The organism is Cellvibrio sp., assembly GCF_046347455.1.
Classification (GTDB): domain Bacteria; phylum Pseudomonadota; class Gammaproteobacteria; order Pseudomonadales; family Cellvibrionaceae; genus Cellvibrio.
In genome coordinates, this window is record NZ_JAXMGC010000003.1 from 315,307 (window position 1) to 338,819 (window position 23,513).

Annotated in this window: 16 protein-coding genes; 13 read left to right on the top strand and 3 right to left on the bottom strand. The window is 44.3% G+C overall.

Going from position 1 to position 23,513, the window contains the following annotated elements; all coding sequences use genetic code 11:
* Nucleotides 1-315: 315 nt before the first annotated feature.
* The 10 genes from flgF (at nucleotide 316) to U1F02_RS07975 (ending at nucleotide 13,075) form a co-directional block, all read left to right on the top strand.
* Nucleotides 316-1,059, top strand: coding sequence for a flagellar basal-body rod protein FlgF (gene flgF, locus U1F02_RS07930; protein WP_409989829.1), 744 nt, complete (start codon nucleotides 316-318; stop codon nucleotides 1,057-1,059).
* A 38-nt stretch (nucleotides 1,060-1,097) separates the two neighbouring features.
* On the top strand, nucleotides 1,098-1,886 hold the full coding sequence (gene flgG / locus U1F02_RS07935; RefSeq protein WP_409989830.1) for a flagellar basal-body rod protein FlgG: 789 nt from the start codon (nucleotides 1,098-1,100) through the stop codon (nucleotides 1,884-1,886).
* Between the two features lie 20 nt (nucleotides 1,887-1,906).
* Nucleotides 1,907-2,611 carry a flagellar basal body L-ring protein FlgH gene (gene flgH / locus U1F02_RS07940; RefSeq protein WP_409989831.1) on the top strand — a complete coding sequence of 235 codons (705 nt, stop codon included), beginning with the start codon at nucleotides 1,907-1,909 and terminating at the stop codon, nucleotides 2,609-2,611.
* 50 nt (nucleotides 2,612-2,661) lie between these two features.
* Nucleotides 2,662-3,786: a flagellar basal body P-ring protein FlgI gene (locus U1F02_RS07945; protein ID WP_409989832.1), complete on the top strand. Its 1,125-nt coding sequence runs from the start codon at nucleotides 2,662-2,664 to the stop codon at nucleotides 3,784-3,786.
* A complete protein-coding gene (gene flgJ, locus U1F02_RS07950) occupies nucleotides 3,787-4,794 on the top strand; it encodes a flagellar assembly peptidoglycan hydrolase FlgJ (protein WP_409989833.1) in 1,008 nt (335 codons plus the stop codon). It abuts the gene before it with no gap.
* Entirely contained in the window at nucleotides 4,791-7,586 is a 2,796-nt protein-coding gene (flgK, locus tag U1F02_RS07955; protein ID WP_409989834.1) for a flagellar hook-associated protein FlgK, read from the top strand. The genes flgJ and flgK overlap by 4 nt, the downstream gene beginning before the upstream one ends.
* A 58-nt stretch (nucleotides 7,587-7,644) precedes the next feature.
* Nucleotides 7,645-9,636, top strand: a complete 1,992-nt coding sequence (gene flgL, locus U1F02_RS07960) for a flagellar hook-associated protein FlgL (protein ID WP_409989835.1) — start codon at nucleotides 7,645-7,647, stop codon at nucleotides 9,634-9,636.
* A gap of 90 nt (nucleotides 9,637-9,726) precedes the next feature.
* Nucleotides 9,727-10,053 (top strand): flagellar protein FliT, encoded by a 327-nt coding sequence (fliT, locus tag U1F02_RS07965; protein ID WP_409989836.1) that lies wholly within the window; start codon nucleotides 9,727-9,729, stop codon nucleotides 10,051-10,053.
* 223 nt (nucleotides 10,054-10,276) lie between these two features.
* Nucleotides 10,277-12,643: a flagellin gene (locus tag U1F02_RS07970; protein ID WP_409989837.1), complete on the top strand. Its 2,367-nt coding sequence runs from the start codon at nucleotides 10,277-10,279 to the stop codon at nucleotides 12,641-12,643.
* Between the two features lie 57 nt (nucleotides 12,644-12,700).
* Nucleotides 12,701-13,075 carry a flagellar protein FlaG gene (locus U1F02_RS07975; protein WP_409989838.1) on the top strand — a complete coding sequence of 125 codons (375 nt, stop codon included), beginning with the start codon at nucleotides 12,701-12,703 and terminating at the stop codon, nucleotides 13,073-13,075.
* A 60-nt stretch (nucleotides 13,076-13,135) separates the two neighbouring features.
* Here the strand turns inward: U1F02_RS07975 and U1F02_RS07980 are convergent, their stop codons facing one another.
* Nucleotides 13,136-13,288, bottom strand: coding sequence for a hypothetical protein (locus U1F02_RS07980; protein ID WP_409989839.1), 153 nt, complete (start codon nucleotides 13,286-13,288; stop codon nucleotides 13,136-13,138).
* Between the two features lie 502 nt (nucleotides 13,289-13,790).
* Between U1F02_RS07980 and U1F02_RS07985 the strand changes: the two genes are divergently transcribed.
* Both U1F02_RS07985 and U1F02_RS07990 read left to right on the top strand, forming a co-directional pair.
* Nucleotides 13,791-16,376, top strand: coding sequence for a flagellin (locus U1F02_RS07985; RefSeq protein WP_409989840.1), 2,586 nt, complete (start codon nucleotides 13,791-13,793; stop codon nucleotides 16,374-16,376).
* Nucleotides 16,377-16,510: 134 nt separating this feature from the next.
* A complete protein-coding gene (locus U1F02_RS07990; protein WP_409989841.1) occupies nucleotides 16,511-19,183 on the top strand; it encodes a CHASE domain-containing protein in 2,673 nt (890 codons plus the stop codon).
* On the opposite strand, the gene U1F02_RS07995 is transcribed toward U1F02_RS07990, so the two are convergent.
* Nucleotides 19,184-20,593: a virulence factor family protein gene (locus U1F02_RS07995; RefSeq protein WP_409989842.1), complete on the bottom strand. Its 1,410-nt coding sequence runs from the start codon at nucleotides 20,591-20,593 to the stop codon at nucleotides 19,184-19,186.
* A gap of 29 nt (nucleotides 20,594-20,622) precedes the next feature.
* Nucleotides 20,623-23,190 carry a bifunctional lysylphosphatidylglycerol flippase/synthetase MprF gene (gene mprF, locus U1F02_RS08000; protein ID WP_409989843.1) on the bottom strand — a complete coding sequence of 856 codons (2,568 nt, stop codon included), beginning with the start codon at nucleotides 23,188-23,190 and terminating at the stop codon, nucleotides 20,623-20,625.
* Nucleotides 23,191-23,345: 155 nt separating this feature from the next.
* Between mprF and U1F02_RS08005 the strand changes: the two genes are divergently transcribed.
* Nucleotides 23,346-23,498 (top strand): hypothetical protein, encoded by a 153-nt coding sequence (locus U1F02_RS08005; protein WP_409989844.1) that lies wholly within the window; start codon nucleotides 23,346-23,348, stop codon nucleotides 23,496-23,498.
* Nucleotides 23,499-23,513 lie beyond the last annotated feature (15 nt).

Consider the following 23,513-nt stretch of genomic DNA (forward strand, 5'->3'; position numbering starts at 1 on the left):
CCCAACCTCCCCCTTGAAAAGGGGGAGGGGCTAACTGCACCTGTAGTAAGTAGGGAATCAGCTCCTCCCCGCTTTTTCAAGGGGGAGGTTGGGAGGGGGTTAATCTTTTGCTCCACCGGCAAACAGCGGAAGTTGTTTGCCGCTTGCCGCTTTGATCATTTTCCTGCCGCTTTTTATCCTCTAAAAACTCATTTTTTATCAATGGGTTATCTAATATTTCCCACTTGGCACCCCTCTTGCAAAACCTTGTTTAACCACAAATCTGCCAAAAAAATAGCGCTGGATTTGTAAACAGAAATTTGCGGAGAACGCATTGTGGATAGAGCACTTTATATCGCCATGACCGGTGCCAAAAACAACATGGCCGCCCAAGCTGTGCGCGCTAACAACATGGCTAACCTGAATACCGCCGGCTTTAAGGCGGATTTTGAGCAATCTCGCAGTATGGGGGTGTACTACGGTGATGGACAGCCCACTCGAGCCTATGCGCTGACTGAATCCCCACAAGCTGATTTTGAATCGGGCCCTATGCAAACCACCGGAAACCCGATGGATGTGGCTATTTTGGGTGAGGGTCTGATAGCTGTCCAAGCACCCGATGGTAGTGAAGCCTATACCCGCGCAGGAAACCTCAACATAGATGCCTCCGGAACCCTCCGTACCGCCAATGGTTTGGCGGTTATGGGTAATTCCGGCCCTATTAGTTTGCCGCCCATGGACAAAATGGAGATAGGTAGTGACGGCACTATTTCTGTAATTGCTCTTGGTCAAACAGCCGAAACCATGGTGGAAACCAACCGTATCAAACTCGTGAAGCCCGACATTAAAAATTTGGAAAAAGGGCCGGACGGTTTGTTTCGTCAGCGTGACGGGCTGCCCGCTGCAGTCGATGCCAGCGTGCGTGTTGCCAGCGGTGTATTGGAGGGCAGTAACGTAAACGCCATGAGCGAATTCACCCAAATTTTGTCTTTGGCGCGCCAATACGATATGCAATTGAAATTAATGAAAACCACAGAGGATAACGCATCTGCCTCTGCGCAACTTTTACAAATGTCTTAATGATTAATTGCTGAGCCTGAGCTCGCGAGGATTCCAACATGATTTCTGCACTTTACGTAAGCAAAACCGGATTGGCAGCGCAAGACAAACAGCTGTCCACTATTTCTAATAACCTGGCAAATACCAGCACTGTGGGATTCAAGCGTGACCGCGCCATGTTTGAAGATTTGATTTACCAAGTGCAACGTCAACCCGGCGCGCAAGAAACGCAAGATTCAAAATTACCTTCCGGTTTACAAATTGGTACAGGCGCGCGCGTTGTTGCAACTCAAAAGCAATTTACGCAAGGCAATTTGCAAGTTACAGAGCAACCTTTGGATGTGGCGATTAACGGCCGTGGCTTTTTGCAAGTGTTACAAGCAGACGGCACCTTGGCATATACGCGCAATGGCCAATTAGAAGTGAACGAAGAAGGGCAGGTCGTTAATTCCGATGGTTTGGTGTTAGAGCCAGCCATCACCATTCCGCAAGGCACCAGCAAAATTACTATTGGCAAAGACGGTACCGTGAATGCCTACACGCAAGGTGCTGAAGCTACACCACAGCAATTAGGCAATATCACACTTGCAGATTTCGTAAACCCTGCAGGCTTGCAAGCAATTGGCGGAAATTTATTTGTGCAAACAGTGGCGAGCGGAACCCCCACGCAAGGCGCTCCCGGTGAAAACGGAATGGGTAGTTTGTTGCAAGGCCAATTGGAAAGTTCAAACGTGGATATCGTTGAAGAAATGGTCAACATGATTACCACGCAACGCGCCTACGAAATGAATTCCAAAGTGGTTTCCACTGCAGATCAAATGCTGCAAAACATTGCGCAAAATCTTTAATGTTCATTGAGTAAAACATTATGAAACTCACCGTGCTGATCTCATCGTCCCAAACAATTATCGCCTTAGCTTGTGCGATTTTGTTGTCGGCTTGCGGTGCGACCAATAAACCAAAACCAGGTGATCCTTATTACGCGCCAACTGTTTCTCCCGCGCAGGCGATGCAGCAACGTACAGATGGTTCGCTGTATCAAGACTCCTACGGTTTAAGTTTATTCGGCGACAGAAAAGCACATTTTGTGGGTGACATTCTTACGGTCACGCTGAGTGAGAGCACCGTTTCCAAAAAGAGCGCGAACGTCAACGTTAAAAAAGACAATAGCCAAGTATTCAACAGTGGTGCTGGAACTCTCTTGGGTACAGATCCGACTTTGGGCAAATTAAATCTAGGTACCAACGTTGCACAAAACAGAAAGTTTGGTGGTAACTCAGGTGCAGATCAAAGCAACAGTCTGCAAGGCAATATCACAGTGACTGTTGCGGAAATTATGCCTAACGGAAATTTAGTTGTTCGCGGTGAAAAATGGATGACGTTAAACAGCGGTGATGAATTTATTCGCATCAGTGGAATTGTTCGCCCGGATGACGTTGCGCCAGACAACACTGTGTTATCCACACGTTTAGCTAACGCAAAAATTTCTTATAGTGGCACGGGTTCAATGGCTGATTCGCAAAATATGGGTTGGTTAGCCAAATTCTTCAATAGCCCAATTTGGCCGTTCTAACAACAACTGTTTTACCGCGTTTTTCAAAATCGTTAATTGAGGTTGTAGCAATGAAAGCACTTATTCAAAAATCAGTCGTTGCAAAAATATTATTTGCATGTCTGCTTTTTCAATTTTCATTCGCTGCTTCTGCAGAGCGCATTAAAGACATTGCCAGCGTAGCTGGAGTGCGCGCAAACCAATTGATTGGTTACGGTTTGGTTGTTGGATTAGATGGAACAGGTGACCAAACAACACAATCACCCTTTACCACGCAATCATTTAATTCCATGTTGAAACAATTCGGCATAGCGGTACCAGAAGGGGCGCGTATGCAAATGAAAAACGTGGCAGCTGTAATGATTCAAGCCGAGCTACCTGCGTTCGCAAAACCTGGCCAAACTTTAGACGTGACTGTGTCTTCTATTAGTAACGCAAAAAGTTTACGCGGTGGAAGTTTATTAGTTGCACCTTTAAAAGGTTTGGATGGAAAAGTATATGCGGTAGCTCAAGGTAACTTAGTAGTGGGTGGATTCGGTGCACAAGGTGCCGACGGTTCAAGTATTAAAGTTAATATTCCGAGTGCAGGCCGTATTCCCGGCGGCGCTTTGGTTGAACGCGCAGTCGAAACTAATTTTGCGGGTGGCCAACCGATTGTATTCAACTTAAATCGCGCTGATTTCACCACTGCCAATCAATTGGCAAAAAGTATTAACACTCTTCTGGGGCCAGATGTTGCTCGTCCGTTAGATTCTGTTTCTGTGATGGTGGATTCACCGCAAAATCCTGCGCAACGCGTGGATTTTATTGCGATGTTGGAAAATCTTGAGGTTACTCCTGGCGAAGAAGCGGCAAAAGTTATTATCAATTCGCGCACCGGCACGATTGTTGTTGGTAAAAACGTTCGCGTATCACCCGTTGCAGTTACACACGGTAGTTTGACTGTTACGGTTGCAGAAAGCTTAACGGTGAGCCAACCCAATCCGCTGGGTGAAGGCCAAACTGTTGTGGTTCCAAGCAGCAAAGTCAGTGCGTCTGAAAAAACCAATCCCATGTTCAAGTTTGCGCCCGGTGCATCACTTGATGACATAGTCCGTTCCGTCAATAACGTAGGTGCATCTCCCAGCGATTTGATGGCGATTTTGGAAGCCCTAAAACAATCGGGTGCACTCAAAGCCGAATTGGTGGTGATATAAATGACTGCTATAGATAAAACCTCAATGACAAATGCACTGGCCGGCACATCGCTGGCCGGAGGCGCATCAGCGATTAAAGACAATTTCTTTGATCAAAACTCATTGAATTCTGTAAAAGCAATGGGTCGTCACAACGACCCGGCCGCGCTGAAAGAGATTGCCAAGAAATTTGAAGCCATGTTTGTTCAACAAATGTTGAAGTCTATGCGCGAAGCTAACGCCGTCTTTTCTGATGGCGATATGTTTTCGAGCGAAGAGGTGAAATTTCACCAAGATATGATGGACCAACAAATGGTGCTCAATCTGACAAGCGGTGAAGGCATAGGTTTAGCTAAAGCGATGTTCGAGCAAATGCAAAAATCCTATGGCAAACCTGTTGATATAAAAGGTCAGTCAGAGCCTGTGAAGACATTGGAAAAGAGTTTCAGGTCATCTGTAACCCCTATAAAGCCATTATCATCTGTTAGTAAAGACCCTCGCATTGGAAATAAAACGGCCATTGCTGCTACACCAGAAGATTTTGTTGAAAAATTAAAGCCCTACGCGGAAAAAGCAGCCGCTGAACTCAATGTAGGTGCGGATGTTATTCTTGCGCAAGCAGCCTTGGAAACAGGTTGGGGTAAGTATTTAATTCACGATACGCAAGGCAATAACACCTTTAATATTTTTAATATTAAAGCAACAAGCTGGAACGGAAAGAGCGTAAGTGTTAATACCTTGGAAAACAAACAAGGTGTAACCCAGCAAGAACGCGCTGCATTTCGCCAATACGACGACTACGCCGATAGCTTTGCAGACTATGTATCACTTATCAAAAATAATCCCCGTTATAAAGAAGCCTTAGCTGCTGGCGGAGATTCTGAAAATTTTGCGGATGCTTTACAAAAAGCAGGTTACGCAACAGATCCTAATTATGCGGACAAAATAAAACGGATCTTGAATAGCGACTCTATTCGTTCGGTTACCGATACCAGTGCACTGAGTAATAATGGCGAGGCACAATCATGAGTGGAATTCTTTCCAACGCCATTTCCGGCTTACAAGCTAGTCAGGTTGCGCTGCGCACCGCAGGCAATAATATTTCCAATGCGAATACTGCTGGATATAGCCGCCAGCAGGTAAATTTTGCCACGCGCCCAGAGCAACAGTTTGGTAACGCAGGCTTCTTGGGTGCGGGTGTTAACCCGGAATCGGTTCAGCGTGTTGTAAATGAATTTTTAAATACGCAAATCCGCTTGGATACTGCCAATTTTAATCAGTTGGATAAGTACAACCAAAATATCGGCAAAGTAGATAAGCTTTTTTCAGATTCTGCAACGGGACTGGTTGGTAGCTTCCAAAGCTTTTTTGCTGCATTGCAAAACGGCGCGAGTGACCCGTCGTCGTCACCCGCTCGTCAATTGATCATTACGCAAGCTGAAAGCCTTACATTGCGCTATAACACGCTTTACGATCGTTTGGCTGACACAGTGAAAAGCGTAGACAATGAAATTGGCACAGTGATGGGCCAAATCAATAGTTTGGCAAAATCTGTCGCAAATTTGAATCAATCCATAGCGGAGAAAAACGCGTCGGGGTCTGGCAGTCAGCCAAATGATTTGCTTGATCAACGCGATGAAGCATTGCGGAAGCTATCAGAACTCGCCTCCATACAATTGGTGAAACAAGACGGAGGCGATATTAATGTCTTTATCGGTAACGGCGAACCTCTGGTTGTTGGCCCGAATGTAAGTAGCTTTTCTGTGCGTAATGGCGGAAAGATTTATTTAAATACCAATGCGGCTTCGTCTGACATCAGCGATGCAATCACCGGCGGGCAGTTAGGTGGCCTATTAAAATTCAAATCAGATGTATTGCAACCGTCCCTTAATGAATTGGGTCGCATAGCCATAGTCATGAGCGACGCATTCAATAAAGTGCAAACGCAGGGTCTGGATTCTAACGGTAGTTATGGTCAGGCCATGTTTTCTGGCATTAATGAAAACCCTAACAGCTATACACGTATTCTTCATGGCAATAACGCTCAACCTGATGATCGTGTTTTATCTTTAACGATTGAAGATCCAAGTGCAATTACAATTGACGACTACAAATTCGATATTGCAGCCGGTACAAACAATTACAGTATTAAACGAGCCTCGGATAACTCTATTGTAAGCCAAGGAATATTGTCAGGTGGGTATCCTCAATCAATCGAATTTGAAGGATTAAAGCTAACGCTGGAGAGTGGTTCTTTCCAAGGTGGTGATACATTTACCTTGCAACCGACGCGATACGGTGCGCGCGATATTCACTCATTGCTAAAATCACCAGATCAGTTGGCATTCGCATCTCCTATTCGCACGCTGAAAGCAAGTTCAAATACGGGTAATGGAACCGTTAGTGCTGGTGAGGTGTTGAGTCTTTATGACGCCAACAATCAATTACTGCCCGCATTTTCAAATTTAGGAAAATTATCTCCACCTGTCATTATTCGTTTCACATCAGATACAACATATGACGTTCTAGATAACTCTGATCCAGCACATCCAAAGCCTTTGATTCCGGCAATGACAGAGCAAATTTTTTATCCTAATCGTGAAAACGCAATTTTTACGACGAATAAGGGCGAGACTCGTATTATCAGTAATGGTTCTAGAATAGGATTGCCAGTGGGACGAACTGCATCAACGCTGAATTCTGCCTTGGCTGCGCAAACAAATGGTTATCCGGCAGAGCAATACACGTTTTCATTGCAAGATAAAACAACAGGGCTGGTTAACACTCAAGTGATGATGACTGGCTCAAACGCCACGGCGGCGCAAACAGCTTCGCAATTAAACACCATTAAAGGTGTAACGGCTCACGCCTACACGACCGCAACTCTGACGGATGTCCATATAGACCCCACAGCATTGGCTGCACCTTTGCAGTTAAGGTTAAACGGTGAAAATTTGTTGCGCTACAACGGTGTGAATTTGGACACCAGTGTTCCTGATCCCAACTATTCCACACCCACAGAGCCTTATCTTGGGGAGACAAATTTTAATAATTACTTGCGCGACCAAATAAACTCAAATGCAAACCTAAAAGCTTTGGGTATTCGCGCAGAAAGTAGTAGCAATCCCGTAACTGGAAGACCAGAACTTCGATTGACTGCATCTTCCGGTGTGGATCTGGATATTCGTTTTACGGCGACAAACTCTACACTTAATACCATTAGCGTGAACGACGGTACTACAAATCCAAACGTTCGTTTGACTGGTGTCGATTCAAGTCTAACGCCAACAGTTGAGCAAAGTGCTATTACAGTAGGTGGACGTTTAGATATTACTTTAGAAGATGGCGTGACTCTATCGACATCGCCGACAGATAGCCAATTACTGGGTGATTCCAGTGCTGCTGATTTTGCCAAGTCGTCTTACCTCGGGTATCAAGTAAAAATATCCGGACAACCCAAAGCCGGGGACTCATTCAGCGTTAATTTTAATACGAATTCAAAAAATGATAACCGCAATGCCTTGGCAATGACTGCTTTGGAAACCAACGCAACCATGCAAAATAAAACCATGAGTTTTAGTCAGGGGTATGGACGTTTAGTGGAAGAGGTGGGAACCAAAAGTAATTTGTCAAAAATTAATACGGAAGCAAGCCGCAGCCTGTTAGAGCAAACCAAAACCATGAGAGATGGCGTTTCAAGTGTAAATATGGATGAAGAGGCGGCCAATTTGATTCAGTTTCAACAACTCTATACGGCGAATGCTCGTGTGATTACGGTTGCAAAAGATTTGTTTGATGCACTCTTGCGCTCAATGGGTTGATTGCCGATTTGAAGAATGTGAGTTAATTCCAGGGTGAGTACTTGGAGGAGAAAAGTTTATGCGTGTATCAACTTCGCAGATATATAACGTCGCCAATATCGGTATGCGTGATGCTCAGGTTGCTGTTGATAAAACCAATCAACAAATATCGAGCGGTAAGCGTGTATTGTCGCCAGCAGACGATCCGGTCGCCGCTACGGCTATTTTGATGTTGAATCAGGAATTGGCACGCACAACTCAATTTACAAAAAATATTGATACTGCCGATAACAATTTGACATTAGAAGATACCACCTTGCAATCAGTGGTTTCGCTTGTACAACGTTTGAAAGAATTGGCGGTCAATGCGGGTAACACCGCAGTATTAACTCCTTCAGATTACAAAGCGATGGCGGCCGAAGTGGATAGTCGCTTGAGTGAATTGATGAACTTGCAAAATACACGCAATGCATCGGGTCAATATATTTTTGCAGGCTTTCAAAGTGAAACTCAGCCTTTTGTAAATAATGGCGGAGGCAATTACACCTATCAGGGTGATGAAGGGCAATTAAGTGTACAGGCATCAACCACAGTTACAGTCGCCGTTAGCGATTCAGGTAAAAGAATATTTGTCGATATTCCGGCAAGCCATAATACTTTTATAACACGTCCTAGCGCATCTAACCAAGCAACGCCACCCGCCTTGATTAGTGTGGGTGATGTATATGATCAAGCCTCTTTCGATAAATTGTTTCCGGAGGATTTACTTGTCACCTTTAACGCTAATTCGGCTGTTAATCCTCCTTCACCTAATTACACGATAACAGAGCGATCCACTGGAAAAGTTTTGGTTGATAAGCAAGTGTATGTGTCTGGTCAAGACATCAAAGTTAGTGGTGCAAAGTTTTCAATATCAGGAACTCCTTTTTCTGGTCTACCAGCTATACCTTCAACTTTGTCTTTGAATGCAGCATCGTTTTCAGGAGCCACTGCGGCAGACAAGAATTTTTCCGTAACACCCGGCTTTTTAGATATTACTGTCGGAGGTATAACGGAAACATTAACCCTGGATCAAAACATGCTGACAAGCTCCGGGGTGAGCACGGTTCCAGCTGGGCTTAATGATTTGATAAGCAACCTGGGGGGCGCAGCTGATAAAAGCTTTTACACTACACCGCCTGCGAACACTTCATCAGCGGCCGCCAATTATAAAAAGTTACAAAACTTGGGTATTACCTTGTCGGATACTGGAGTGTTCACGTCACCAACCGGGTTAAATATCACGATTAAAAATAGTTCTTCAGTGGCCATTACTAATATCACTGGTATAGTGACACAGGGTGCAGGTACAACAACCGCCAATATCCCTTTTTCTTACCCTGGTGCATCAACATTCAATTTTTCAGCCGCGCCTGAAACGGTAGACGTAAGTGTTAATGGAAAAACTGTCACCTTAACACTTTCTACAAACGTAACAGATCCAATAAGCCTTGCAGCCGCATTTAATAACGGCACTAATGCAATTGAGTTGGCAAAGCTTGGTGTGATTGCAACTCCACAAGGTTTTTCGTCAGTCAATCATTCAGTCATATCGCTTTCAAATGCTGGTACAAATGTGTTGGCAGCTATGGGGGTTAGCGGTAATCCTGTTAAATCGTCGCAGGGAGTATTGGCCGTACCCGGTGATAAATTTATTGTTGAGTCTACAGGTAAACAATCTTTGTTGACGACCGTTTCTCGTTTCAGTGAAGCCATGAAAGGTGTCGATACCACGCAAGCGAGTAAGGATGAATTCGCGAAGCTGGTTTCAAAAACATTGGCAAGTTTTGAAAACGTACTCAGTAATATTTCTTCTGTTCAGGGGGATGTGGGGGCTCGGCAGAATATGTTGGAAAGCACCCGTAATCTTAATTCAGATATCGAACTGAACAGTAAAACTGTTTTGTCTCAATTAGAAGATTTAGATTACGCAGAAGCATCAACTCGCCTGCAAATGCAGACATTTGTATTGAGTGCAGCCCAACAAAGCTTTATTCGAATCAGTGAGCTCAATTTATTCAAATATATGTAAGCACGTTTTGTTGAAAGTACTAATCGTGGTTGAGTTTTCCGATATTAAACCGCATTCTTTATAAGACCTAACATCTCAAGGTGAACCCAAATGGAAAACAACGAACTCTTAAAGCCGCTTTACGAAATACTGGATCGCGTTAAGGATTTGGTGCAGCTCGCGCAAGCTGAAGATTGGGAGGCCATGGACATTGCCGCCGCCAAATATCAACAACACGTCACTTTTTTGGATGACAACGTTTATATCAAGGCTCTGCAAGATGCCGATTTGGTCGATGCGGCTAAATCCATTATTGGCCAAATTCAGGGTTTGAACGATGACCTTGATATCCATACTAGTTTGCAGCGCGAAAAAATTGCGTCAGAGTTACGTCAGCTAGCTCAAGCTGGCAAGGCTATGGATGCCTATGGTCGTTAATTTGGCGTTTTTGATGGTTTAAGTTTCTTTATATAACTGTCTTTATTGTTTTTCCGTAATCTGTGCATTAAATGTTTTAAGTTTTTTATAAAAATCTCCTAAAGCAAGTGAAAAGTCGGGCGATAACCTTTACAGAAGTGCTGATAGCAATCTGTTCAGGCTTCACTAACCGACTTGCTACAGCATCAGTCCTGTAGAAGAAATCACCATTAGGAGATTCATCATGGCCTTAGTAATTAACACAAACATCTCTTCATTAAGCGCTCAGCGTCAGTTGTCTGGCTCAGGCATGACTCTTGATCGTGCTACAGAGCGTTTATCTTCTGGCTTGCGCGTTAACTCAGCAAAAGACGACGCAGCGGGCTTGGCAATTGCAACTCGCATGACTTCACAGGTTCGCGGTCTTGACCAAGCTGTTCGTAACGCGAACGACGGTGTGTCACTTATTCAAACCGCAGAAGGTGCCTTGCAAGAATCAACCAACATTCTGCAACGTATGCGTGAACTAGCGGTACAGTCTTCGAACGGTATTTACAGTGATAGCGACCGTAAAACTCTCGATGCAGAAAACAAACAACTGATTGCTGAATTGGATCGTATTTCTAAAACCACATCGTTCAACGGCAGAAACTTGTTGGATGGTACTTTGGGTTCAGTAGATTTGCAGGTGGGTGCATCTGCTGGACAAACAATTACTTTCGCCATTAAAGCAATGGACAGTAAAAACCTTGGCTTAGGCTCTACCAGCGCAGATTTGAGTGGTGATCGTATTACATACAACGGCTCATCTGATGTAGGCCAAGGTAACATCGTTATTAATGGCATTGGTTTAAAAGCCATTACCAATATTGGTAGTGCTACTCTTACCGATACTCAATTAAGTGATGTAATTAAAGATATTAATGACAACGTAACTGGCGTGACTGCTTCTGGATTCAATATCGCGAAAGCAGCGAATGCGGGTACTGGTGTTCTCAGTGCGTCTGAAACATTGCGTATCACCTTAGGTTCTGCGGATGGTGGTGCGTCTGTAAATTACGATGTAAGTAATACAGCCGATATGAAAGAGTTGGTTTCAAAAATTAACGCGGCGACAGGCGGTAGTGTAGTGGCTTCGCTTGATGATGCTGGTAAGTTGTCTTTGTCCAATACAACTGGCGGTTCGATTACAGTAGCCTATGACAACGCTGCCCCCTTTGCTGCCGCTCAATCGGGCGCTAGCCTGGGTACTATTACAGGCTTGTCTGACACAGGTGCAGACGGTACAGAAACTTACAACGGTAGCATCGCTTTAAAATCAAATGACGGTAAAGCAATTACCATTACTACTGGTGCCAATGGTACAGATGCAGACTTGGCGGTTTTAGGCTTTAGAAGAACAGAAGGTGCAGGCCAAGTGCTCAGCGCCGGGTTGGACTCTACTGCCCAAAATGCTGCTTTGGCTGCAGGTGATTTAAAAATTAACGGAACGGATATTGGTGTGATAGCAGCAAACGCTGGTTTGGCTGCCAAGGTAAGTGCTATAAATGCAAAAAGTGATGTCACCGGGGTGACTGCGTTTACACAAGCTACACAGTCTTTGAAATTAGATTCCACTGCTACGACTACTCAGCTTGTGGCTACGTCAAATGCCGCAGTTACAACCGGCGGTAACTTGACGATTAACGGCGTTGCTGCAGCAACAATTGCAGACGGTGACTCTCAAACGGCAATTGCTGCTGCAATCAACTCGACTAGTGCGTCACATGGTGTAACGGCATCCATTGATAAAAACGGCCGATTAAACCTGTTTAGTGAAGGATCAATTACTTTGGCCGTTTCCGCTGGTACTTTCGTCGCTAATACGGGTATCGCTGTAGGTACCGTCGCGGAAGCAACGCAAGCGACTGGTGATCTGGAAGTTAACGGAAAGGTTATTTCGTTCACAGCTTTGCAAAACTCAGATACGATCGTAAATGAATTTAACGCCCAGACTGCGACTACGGGTGTAACGGCTCGGATTGATGAAAATGGTGCGTTAAAGCTTTCTTCTGCTTCAACAATTACTTTGAAGGCATCAGGTGTTAATGGATTTGAAGCTGCTAAAGCGCTGGGTATTACATTCACCAGCGACACCATCGGTAGTGATTCGGTTAACGACACGCTAGTAATTGATCCAAGGATCAATTTGAAGAGTGGTAGCGGCACCCCAATCAGTGTTGAGGTTACTTCTGCTGGTGCATCGGCAACCAAGTTGTTAAACCAAAACACCAGCTTGGCCAGTGCGGTAACAGGTAGCGCAATTTCAAACTTGTCTATCTCCACTAAAGCCGGCGCTACTGCAGCTCTGAAATCAATTGATACTGCTTTGGATACTATCAACGATACAAGATCTCAATTAGGTTCTATCAACAACCGTCTTGACTTTACTGTATCTAACTTGACCAGTATCTCTGAGAAAACCACTGCAGCACGTTCTCGTATCGTTGACGCGGACTTCGCTTCAGAAACTGCAAACCTGAGCCGTTCAACTGTGTTGCAACAAGCAGCAACGGCAATGTTGGCTCAAGCTAACCAACGTCCACAAAACGTGTTGTCACTGTTGAGATAAGTTGGCTAACCTCACCAGAGGGAAACCTCTGGTGAATTCTTTAATGAGGGCTGCATTATGAATGAGATCCCAAAAGCCGCATCTTCAATTGCTCAGATAAAGCCAGCACAATCCGCTTCATCTGTTGGTGCTAGCGGCAAAAAGAATCCAGGTCTCGATACTTTTATGCCAAAGCCAGAGAAAGCCCAACATGATGTCAAGGATATTCAAGAGCACGTAGAAGCTGCTGTAGCGCAAATGAATGAATATATTCAGTCGACACAGCGCGATTTACACTTCAGTTACGACAAGGCTTCAGGTGAAACAGTTGTCAAAGTATTGGATAGATCTACTCAGGAAGTTATTCGTCAAATTCCCGATGAAACCTTCCTGAAGCTTGCTCACAGCAAAGATGCTGATGGCAACTTTCAGTTATTCAGTGCGCAAGCTTAAATTCAATCCGGGATTTTGGTAAGAGCAGCTAAGGCTGCTCTTTTTTTTTGCCGAAAGAACCTATTTAAAGCTCTCCCTCAGCTTATAGCTGCCGCATTTGCCGCCGGTTAATTCATTGGGGGCGGCAATCCGTTGCCGTTCAAATGCCAAGCGGCAAAATTCCAGCGCTTCTTTTCCTTGTAAATTTTTGGCTAATATCCCTTCAGTCTTCATTATTTTTCTCGTTTTGTTTTTTTGGTTTGTTGATATTGTTTATTCGATTTTAGATGTTTTATTTAGTTGTTTTTATATAAGCCAGGTTTGATTCCGTACCCATCATCGCTAAACTGATTGGCTTTTTCCTATGTCGCTCAACCTGTTGTATTTAAAGGGTATTTTCCCTTCGCTTTTTTGCGGCTTTGGTGTTTTTATGGCTGGAGCGTTTAGCTTTTTACTAAGTTTTGATGTGGATTTCACAGCAAATTTAACGCGGAAAAAGTCAAAAAAATTGTGCAAATTCCCTTACAAGACAATTCTCAAAAAATCTCCTTGATTGTTTTTGGCACAGTCTGTGCAAAAAGTCACTTAGGCAAAGAAGTAACAAAATCCTGACGCAACTAACCATGTGAGCTTGCCGGGATCTGCCGCGAAGTTTTCAAGTTTCTTGCGGGCTTCATCATTGACTTGTTGCAGAGAGTTAAAACTCTGAGCAGGAAAAATCCTTAGGAGATAAATCATGTCTTTAGTTATTAACACAAACGTTGCGTCTCTGAACTCTCAACGTCAATTGATGAATTCCGGTGGCGCATTGGATAAGGCAACAGAACGCTTGTCGTCTGGCCAACGTATCAATTCTGCGAAAGATGACGCCGCGGGCTTGGCAATTTCCAACCGCATGACTTCACAAGTACGCGGGCTGGATCAGGCAATTCGCAATGCGAACGATGGTATTTCGCTTATTCAAACCGCCGAAGGCGCGCTGCAGGAAACAACCAATATTCTGCAACGTATGCGTGAATTATCCATTCAGGCAGGTAACGGTATTTATAGTGATGCGGACCGTAAAACTCTCGATGCAGAGGTGCAACAGCTTACGGCGGAATTGAACCGGATCGCGACCTCAACTTCATTTAACGGCCAGAAGTTACTCGATGGTACTTTGGGTAAAGTGAATTTGCAGGTTGGTGCGGATGCTGGTCAGACCATTACGATGAAAATTCCGAAGATGGATGCCAAAACCCTGGGGATGGGTACCACGGGTGGCGATGTGACAGGAACTCACCTCGGGCAGGCAATCACATCTACCAGCTTTAAAGACGGTGACATTTTAATTAATGGCCAAAGTATTGGCGCCTTCGACGGAACAAAGATTCCGCCAGATACCTTTGAAAAACTCTTGGCGAATATTAACGAAAAAGTTGAAGGTATTACTGCAACCGCTTTCAACGAGGTCACTACGACTACTGTTGGAACAGGTGTAACTACCTCTGCCAACCCTATCAATGTTCAGTTGACCAACCCCGATGGTACAACCAGTCAATTTACTATTAACAATACGAATAATATGAACGAACTGATTGACGCAATTAATGTGCAATCAGGTGGTTTGATCGTGGCCACAAAAACGGAAGCGGGTTTAGTGACTCTTGCTAATGCAAACGGTGCCACCATGACCATTTCAGGAGGCGGTGCCGCGGCAGGTCTGGGTGCAATTACGTCACCTAGCTATGGTCAAATTGCGCTGACTTCAAAAAATGGACAGGACATAGTCATTACGCAAGGACCAAATGCCCAGCAACCGACAACTGTTACTAGCTCTGATTTCCCGGCAGGCACAATTACCGCAGGTGGTGCCGGTAACCTGGTTATAAATGGTGTAACCGTTGCTTTGGTTGCGGCTGATACGCCCGCGGCTAGTGCTACTAAGATTAATGCGGTAAGCGCTACTACAGGTGTGGTTGCCACTGTTACGGCAGGTGTAAATGGAGGCTTGAAGCTGGTTGATACCAAAGGCCGTGATATTACTATAAGCGGAACAGCTGCAACATTAACGGCAACAGGTTTGAGTGCGGCAACGACCAAGGCACCGTCTTTACTGGCAGCTCTGGGCTTCCAAGAGACGCGATCAAACGCTTCGATTTTTGGGCAGCATATTACTGCTCCCGAATCTACAACTCCGTTGGCTTATGGCGATTTAAAAATTAATGGTGAGACCATTAGCGGTGAAAATACTTCAACGCTGCAAGGTAAAGTCGATAACATCAACAAAGTGAGTGACACCACGGGTGTAATAGCAAGTCTCAAAGCAGAAAACGTGAGTAACTTTAACGGCAACAAGCTTTCGACTGAAGTGACAGCCGGTGCATTTGTTGCCGCAACAGCAGGCAACATTATTATCAATGGTGTTAACGTAGCCACACTGGCGACAGATTCGTTGAGCGGAGTCATTACCAAAATTAACGCGCAGTTCGCCTCTACGGGTGTTATTGCATTCCAAGATAATGCTGTACCGGCCAAGTTGCATCTGTATTCCGATGGTCAAATCAACATTAACGAGACGGCAGGTGCAGCTGTCGGTGTGGGGTTAACCGTAGGTAACAACTCACCGGCGGTAGGTGCAACGGGTAGTGTTGTGCTGAATAACACACAAATTTCTTTGTCCGACATAACGTCCTTGACCACAGTAATTAGCGAAATCAACGCACAACAAGCTAGCACAGGTGTCTTTGCCTCATTGAACGATCTCGGCCAATTAATTTTGAATTCGAATTCCGCATTCTCAATAAATGTTGGTGATGTAAATGGTGGAAAAACCCTGGCAAACCTTGGGCTCGATACAACCCTAGCTGGCCCAATGGGTGGGCTGAGAGCAACGAATGTATTGGCGTCTATTTCGTTGAATTCATTGAATGACACACCCATTAGTCTTGAGGTTACGGCTAATGGAAAACTCGCTACTGGTTTGCAATCGCAAAACCAAGCATCGGCCGGTGTTGGTTTTGGTAGCTCGCTAAATAGCATTAGCATTGCTACCCAAGCGGGTGCTCAGAAAGCAATCGGTATTATTGATAAAGCCTTGGATACCATTAACGACGTGCGTTCACAAATGGGTGCGATTAACAACCGTTTGGAATTCACCATCAATAACCTAGCCAACGTTTCTGAAAAAACATCCGCATCACGTTCGCGTATTACCGACGCAGATTTTGCGGCAGAAACCGCAGCAATGAGCAGGGCGCAAGTGTTACAACAAGCGGCTACAGCCATGTTGGCGCAATCCAACGCTCGTCCGCAACAAGTGCTGTCGTTGCTTAAAGGCTAATCTTTCAATGGGTATGCTACGGAAACCGCTGATGCTCTCAGCGGTTTTTTTTTGCGGTTTAATCCTAAATGCTTGTACTCAGATTTAGATTTTTCGGCTAGGCTTAGTGATATTTGAGTGAGAGAGAGGGATTTATGCCGCTGGCACTAGCTTCGACGCCCATGCTGACAATCAGGATAGTTCTTCTGGCGTTTACTTACGTATTAGCGGGTCGCCTTTCGTTGTTGCTCGCCTTACCCCCCGGATTTGCATCTGCCATATTTCCTCCGCTTGGTATTTCGCTCGCAGCCGTTCTGCTGTGGGGCAATCCCATGTTACTTGGTGTGTTTCTTGGTTCAGTTATGCTTAATACAAGTGTGGCTTTTACCAGTGGAGCTGGCTTCAATCTCTCCACTGTTTTTGTCGCTGCACAAATTGCATTGGGAAGTTGTCTTGCTACCTGGGTCGGCTCCAGACTTATTCGAAAATTCGTTGGCTTTCCCAATAGTCTGCTCGATGAATGGAGTATTTTTTTATTTTTTATTTTGGGTGGACCTGTTGCGAGTTCCGTTAGTGCGACGCTAGGCGTTGCGGCCCTGTGTTTTAACGACATAATTCCTTTGTCGCAGGCTGTTCGTAGTTGGTTAACTTGGTGGACAGGTGACGCAATAGGCGTGCTTATAGCAGCGCCTTTCGTTTTAATTTTGTTTGCCCAACCTCGACCACTTTGGAGCGGGCGTTTTAAAACGGTGGGGCTACCTTTACTTATTAGCTGTGCGTTGATTGTAGCGGTGTTTTTTAATGCGAGCCGCAATGAACAACAAAAAATTCAGCGCGCTCACCAAGAAAATGCCAAAGCAGTTGCAGATAAATTGTTTTTTGGTTTTAACGCATCAATTTCAGCACTAACGTCACTCAAAGGTTTGTATTTGGCATCAGACGAAGTTACGGCAGAAGACTTCAGATTGTTCACGGTTGAGTTATTGCGTTTTGAAAGCGGCATAAATGCCTTGTCATGGAATCAAAAGGTTTATGATTACGAACGCCGAGACTATGAGCAATCCCTTGTTGCTCAGGGGTTTACTGATTTTTCAATTAAAGAAACTGATGTAAATCATAACCTCATTAATGCGCCGGAGCGAAAGCAATACGTCGTTGTAACTCACATAGAACCGCATTCCAAAAACTCAAAAGCCCATGGGTTTAACATCGAGTCAGAAGAAATTCGTAGACGTGCTTTGAGAACGGCCGATCAAACGGGGCAGCCTGCAATGACGGAACCGCTGCATTTGGTTCAGTCTTCGGGGGGCGAGCTAAGTTATCTTATTTTTATGCCTGTGTATAAATCGCTTGATGTTCCCAAAACACGCGAGATGCGTGACCAACTTTTGCGCGGATACGTTACTGCGCTAATAACCGTTAACCGCCAAATTGATCTCATCCATAATAAATTTCCGGAGGCTGATTTTTCAATTTCGCTGACTGACGTCACAGAGTCAAAATCTGTTAGCTTGTACGAGGACGCTCGCCCTGTTTCAGCCGTTTCAAAATTGTTTGTTTGGAATTTTGAAGAGGTGATAGGTGGAAGAACCTTGCGGTTAAGTGTGACGCCAACGCAGCAATTTATCGACAAACAGCTTAACGGCCAATCGTGGTACGTATTGGTCGGTGGGCTGCTTTTCGCAAGCATGTTGGGTGGATTTTTATTATTAGTAACAGGGCGTACCCAATACATTAGCTCATTAGTTGAGCGTCGCACACTGGAGCTAGAATCTATTGTCGATGAAGCGGTAGAGGCCATTATCATTATCAATGAATTGGGCGATATAGAAAGAACTAATCCAGCCGCATGTCGCTTATTCAAATCAACAGAACAAGAAATGATGGGGAGATCTGCAAAGAATTTTATTCCTGTGCTCGCGGATCTTTTAGTTGCGCCCAACGGCGAATACCAACGCTCCGGCAATCATTTGGTGTGGAAAGCTTTTGAAACTCAAGGGATTACCAATGACAACAAATCTATCCCTGTTGAAATTGGTGTAAGTAAAGTGGACTTACCGGATCGTAGAATTTATATATGCCTTATTCACGATATAACAGCGCGAAAAAAAGTAGATAACTTAAAAAATGAATTCGTATCAACGGTAAGTCACGAGTTGCGTACACCCTTAACATCCATCACTGGTGCTTTGGGGCTTTTGGTTGGCGGTGCCGTACCCGCAGTACCTGATAAAGCAATGGATCTATTGATTATTGCAAAAAATAACGCTGAACGTTTAGGGCGTCTTGTGAATGATCTGTTGGATATGGAAAAACTTGAGCTTGGTAATTTGCCGCTGGATATACGCCCGTACGACACTTGCGAGCTTTTAGCCCAGGCTATAGATCAAAATGTGGGTTACGCTTTGAAATACGGCGTAAAGCTTGAATTGAATGTCGGTGCGTTTGCAAATAGGAGGATGGAAATACAAGTTGACCGAGATCGGTTTTTGCAGGTTATGTCTAATTTAATTTCAAATGCCGTGAAATTTTCACATATGGATGGAGTAGTGGAAATTTTTGCTGATGCAAAAAACCAGCATATTAGTGTCTATGTTAAGGATTTTGGAACTGGCATTCCGGAGGAATTTCGTAGCAAAATTTTCCAAAAATTTGCGCAGGCCGACAGCTCAGATACACGAAAAAGGGACGGTACTGGGCTGGGGCTGAGTATTTCGCGAGTAATAGTAGAACGAATGGGCGGAACTATTGACTACACCACAGAAGTTGATAAAGGCTCAACTTTTTTCTTTAGTTTCCCAATAAAAACTGAAGAAAAGCATAACTAATTATTTGCTCTGTGCGTTTTCCAAAATGTGTTTTACCAGCTCATCGTATTTTTCGTCAAAGTGGTGGTCGCCAGGCATGCTAATAGCTTTTACACCGAACTCGACGTTGGGTAAGCAATTAGCTGCATCATCTTTTATGCCGTAAATGCAAATAGCATTTACGTTCATTTTTTTAATCTCTGGTGTTATGGGTAAACGGCTGGCGTGAGTATCGGCATTCATCCAGCTGGATAAACGAAACTCAAACGCAGCAGTTTTACCCATGCCGAGCAAGGCGACCAGCGAAATTTTTTGACGAGTTTCATCATTTAAACGGTTGACCACAAAAGGAAGTACATCTGCACCGAAGGAATAACCCACTAAAATGACGCGTTTTTTGTTCCATTTCTGTAAGTAGTCCGCGATGATGTTTTCTATATCAGTTGCTGTTTCTTCGGGTGTGCGAGATTTCCAAAAGTAGCTCAAAGAATCCAGCGCAACAGTCGGTACATTTTTTTCAGCCAAAATTTTTGCCAAGCTTTTATCAATTTCTGCCCAGCCGCCATCGCCCGTTAAAAGCACAACTAATGAATCAGAAGGAATTTGATTTTCGCTTGAAGTCACTGCAGGGATTTCAATTAAGGGGAGGTCGCTGTCGCTTGCGTCTGATGAAATTTGGTCTGCCAAGCGGGGGTCGAGCCATTGCAAAATTTGAATAGCCTCGGCCGCAGCGTTTTGGGTTGGTCCCTCAGCTAAGGTGAATTTAAGGTTAGAAATATGTTCTGAAAATTGCTTTGCTTCCGGAAAGAAATCTTTTGTTTGAAATACGTAAAAACTGGTTGGAAGACGATCGATAGATTTTAAAACCGTGCCTTGGTCTGAAGAGTGTGTAAAAGTATCTTTTTCGCACAGCTCGGTGTGAGATTTGAGTTCTGTGGTGAGATTAACACTAACGGCCGCATGAAATTCGTGGCTTTTTGTCTGAGCTAAAGTGGCATACACGGTTGATGAGCTTTGATCAGTTCCGACGAGTATTGGGTATTCATCCTCATCCAGCTTGTAATGTTGCTGTAGCACGGTTTTTACGTCCGCTAATTTTTTAGCAAGGTTGAGACAGCCTGCGCCGTCGGGTTCTGAACGCAAGAGGGCTTCGTTATCAATCATTGCCACATAGTAACTTAGCGCAGCGAATTGCTTTGCGTATTTAGTTGTTTGGTCGCTTTGACGTTTGTCGGCAATATAAATAATTAAACCTTTTTCCGGGCGAGTTGCGCGATAGACCGGAATGTTTTCGTTACCGATTTTTACGTGGTCTGTTTTAATTGTGTTGTCGACAGGGTGCTTATTTTTTTGGGTAAACAAAAGGAATGTGCCGGCGATTATAACGACAGAGGTCAACAGTGAAAGAGCTAGTTTGGTTTTTAAACGCATCGAATAAAACTCTGAGCTAATACAGTATGTTATTTGGAGAAAATGCCTTTTACTCCGCCGGAAATAAGCGTGGTAGCGGCCAAGAGCGCTGAAGCAGTTTGTAGGCCCGGTGGTGCTGCTAAATAAACCGGTTGCCATTCAGGGTTAAATTTATCTTTGTAAAAATAGACGCCCTCAAAATTATAAAAATCGCTGCCGTTACGAAAAATCGTATTGCCCACTTTGTGCCACAGCGGAGCTAGCTCATGGTTTTCCAATCCCGATAAGGGCGCCATGCCCAAGCAGAAGTAGGTAAAGCCTTGCTCTTTGGCCCAGAGTGCAAGGCTAATATTTAAATATTCCATAATTCCGTTGGGAGTTCCGGGCAAATAGCGCATCAGGTCAATAGAGATTTGGCGACGGTTATTCAGTGCCCACAAATTACAAAATGCATAGATTTCGCCATCTTTTTTAACAACTGCCAGCTCGCAGTGCCGTAGATATTCTTCGTTAAAAAAACCTAGGGAAAAACGTTTTTCCTTTGCATTTTTTTCTTCTAACCATGCATCGGAAATACGTTTTAAATTAGGCAGTATTGCTTCTACTTGGTGAGAATAAACAATTTCAAAGCTAAAACCTTCACGTTGGTATTTGTTAATAGCACTGCGGAAATTTTGTCGCTTTTTACCTTCAAGTCCGAATGAATTGAGCGGAATTAACGCTTGCTGGCCTAATTTAATGAGGCTTAAACCCAAATCCAGGTAGAGCGGGATTTGTTGAATGCCAATTTCATAAAACGCAACTTGAGCGGCAACTTTGTCTGCCTCTTCGCGAAAGCGCCATACCAAACTTTCAAATTCTGTGGGGTCGCCTACGGGGTCGCCCATTGCAATCCAAAATTTGTTAGTTACACCAAACATTAAAAAGCTCTTTTTTGTTTCGCTCCACAAAATATATTTGTCGCCGGTCAATACCAAGTGGTGATCGGTAGTATTGGAGTCGTGGACAATTTTGGTGGCTATATCCAAGTCTTCTTTGGTTGGCAAGGTTAAATCAATTGTGGTTTTGCTCAGCAAACGGTAGATAAGTACGCCGCCGCATACCACTGAAATCACAAACAGTGAACGTAAAAAACGCGATGCATCGCCGGTTCTGTCTAAAGAAAATTGCCACCAGAGTTCGTTGGAATAGGCCACATCTTTGTAAGAAAAAAATCCCAGCCATGTGGACAAGCCCACAATCGCAGCACCAATTAAAAATTGTGAGAAGGGGATTTCCAACTGCAATAAAGCAGATTTGCGGTAAAAGTGCTTACGTGCTGGAACAAAGGTAACTAGCATCAAGCCCAGAATGGATGCCTCTTCAAAATCCCACCCTTTCGCGAGCGATGCAACCATGCCAATGCATAATAAAATAATGGTTGCGTAGTAAGCCGAATCCAATTTAATGCTTACCGCACGCGAAAGAAAAATCATCCCCAAACCAACGAGGCTATTTATCAAGTGCGAGAATTCAATCAGCGGCAGGGGTATGAAAAACTGCAGCCAGTCTAGCCGCTCTTGAATGCCCGGCGTTGCGCCGGATGCCAGCAAAATGCATCCGCCAAGGAGTAGAAGCACAGAAAATATTTTAGGTGTCGCAAGGTAGATTAGCTTGAACAGATAATGGAGTTTAAGCGTGTAAACAAAACGGTGACTTTTGGTTTCGTAGCCAGCGATTAATAATCCAGCAAATATTAGCGGAATGATGTAATACACAATTCGGTAAATAATCAGCGCCGATAATAATTGTTCTGGCGGAAATCGATCGCCTGCAAGGAACATAAAGCTACTTTCAAAAACGCCAATTCCGCCGGGCACCTGACTAATCAAGCCAAATAATTGCGCAACAACGTAATAAACCAAGAACTCACTGAAGCTGATGTCCATAAAATTAAGTAGCGGTATATAGAACACAATAGCCGCTATGCTGAGATCAATTGCGCCCATAACGATTTGTTGAAGCGCAAGAGCCGGTTTGGGTGGAGAAATGGCAAACGAGCTTACACGAAATTCTTTTCCGCTAAAAAAAGATATGCCGATCCAGCAAACAATAAACACTATGCCAATGACTAACAAAAGATGAATGGTGTTTTGTGCAATCGCAGACTCAACGGGCACTGAACCAGCTTGAAACAAATAGGCGATTACTAACAAAGTGAACGCCGCTAAAAAATAACTCAGCGTACCAAACAGGGTTACCTTTGCGATTGCTCCGTTACTCAAACCCCATTCACTATAAAAACGATAGCGTATGGCGCCACCGGTAATCGGTGAGGCGCCCACGTTATGGCTAATGGCATTACTTAAAAATGACCCAAGCAGAATCAAACGATAATTAATTTTTTCGTTGGTATAACGAATGGCAATCCATTCACAAAAACTTAAGGTGATGTAGCCAAAAACGCTCATAAAAAACATGGCTTCGAGCGTTTGCGATGGGGTGGCCAAAAGATCCACCCATAGATTGCTCCAGCCATAGTTCGCAATTTGGTGATGCACGCTATAGGCGGCAATACCAAAGAGTACCAAGCTGATAAAAGGTGTTAACTTTTTTAGCAAATCTGTGTTTAGCGGCATGTTAAATCTTTGGGGTAGTGAGAGGGTTGTTTCGGTGGCGAATAATATCACCAAGGCGCTAGTCTACGGTGTGCAAAAAGCATATTTAATCTTTATTACCGGGGGCTTGAGTTGATTGGTGCGGTCTGTGCATAGCATCCACTAAAGTGGGTGAAATGCCGTTCTTTGTGCGTTATAGCATTCAGCTGGGCAGTAGCTACGGCATGCACTTGCCGCTCACGCGTACTGCAGCGGCAAAAGGGAACCGCGGCGAGCAAATCCGGTTACGATTAATCAATTGTAAAGATCCACTATTGAACGTTATTTAGGCTAAAGTTTATTCA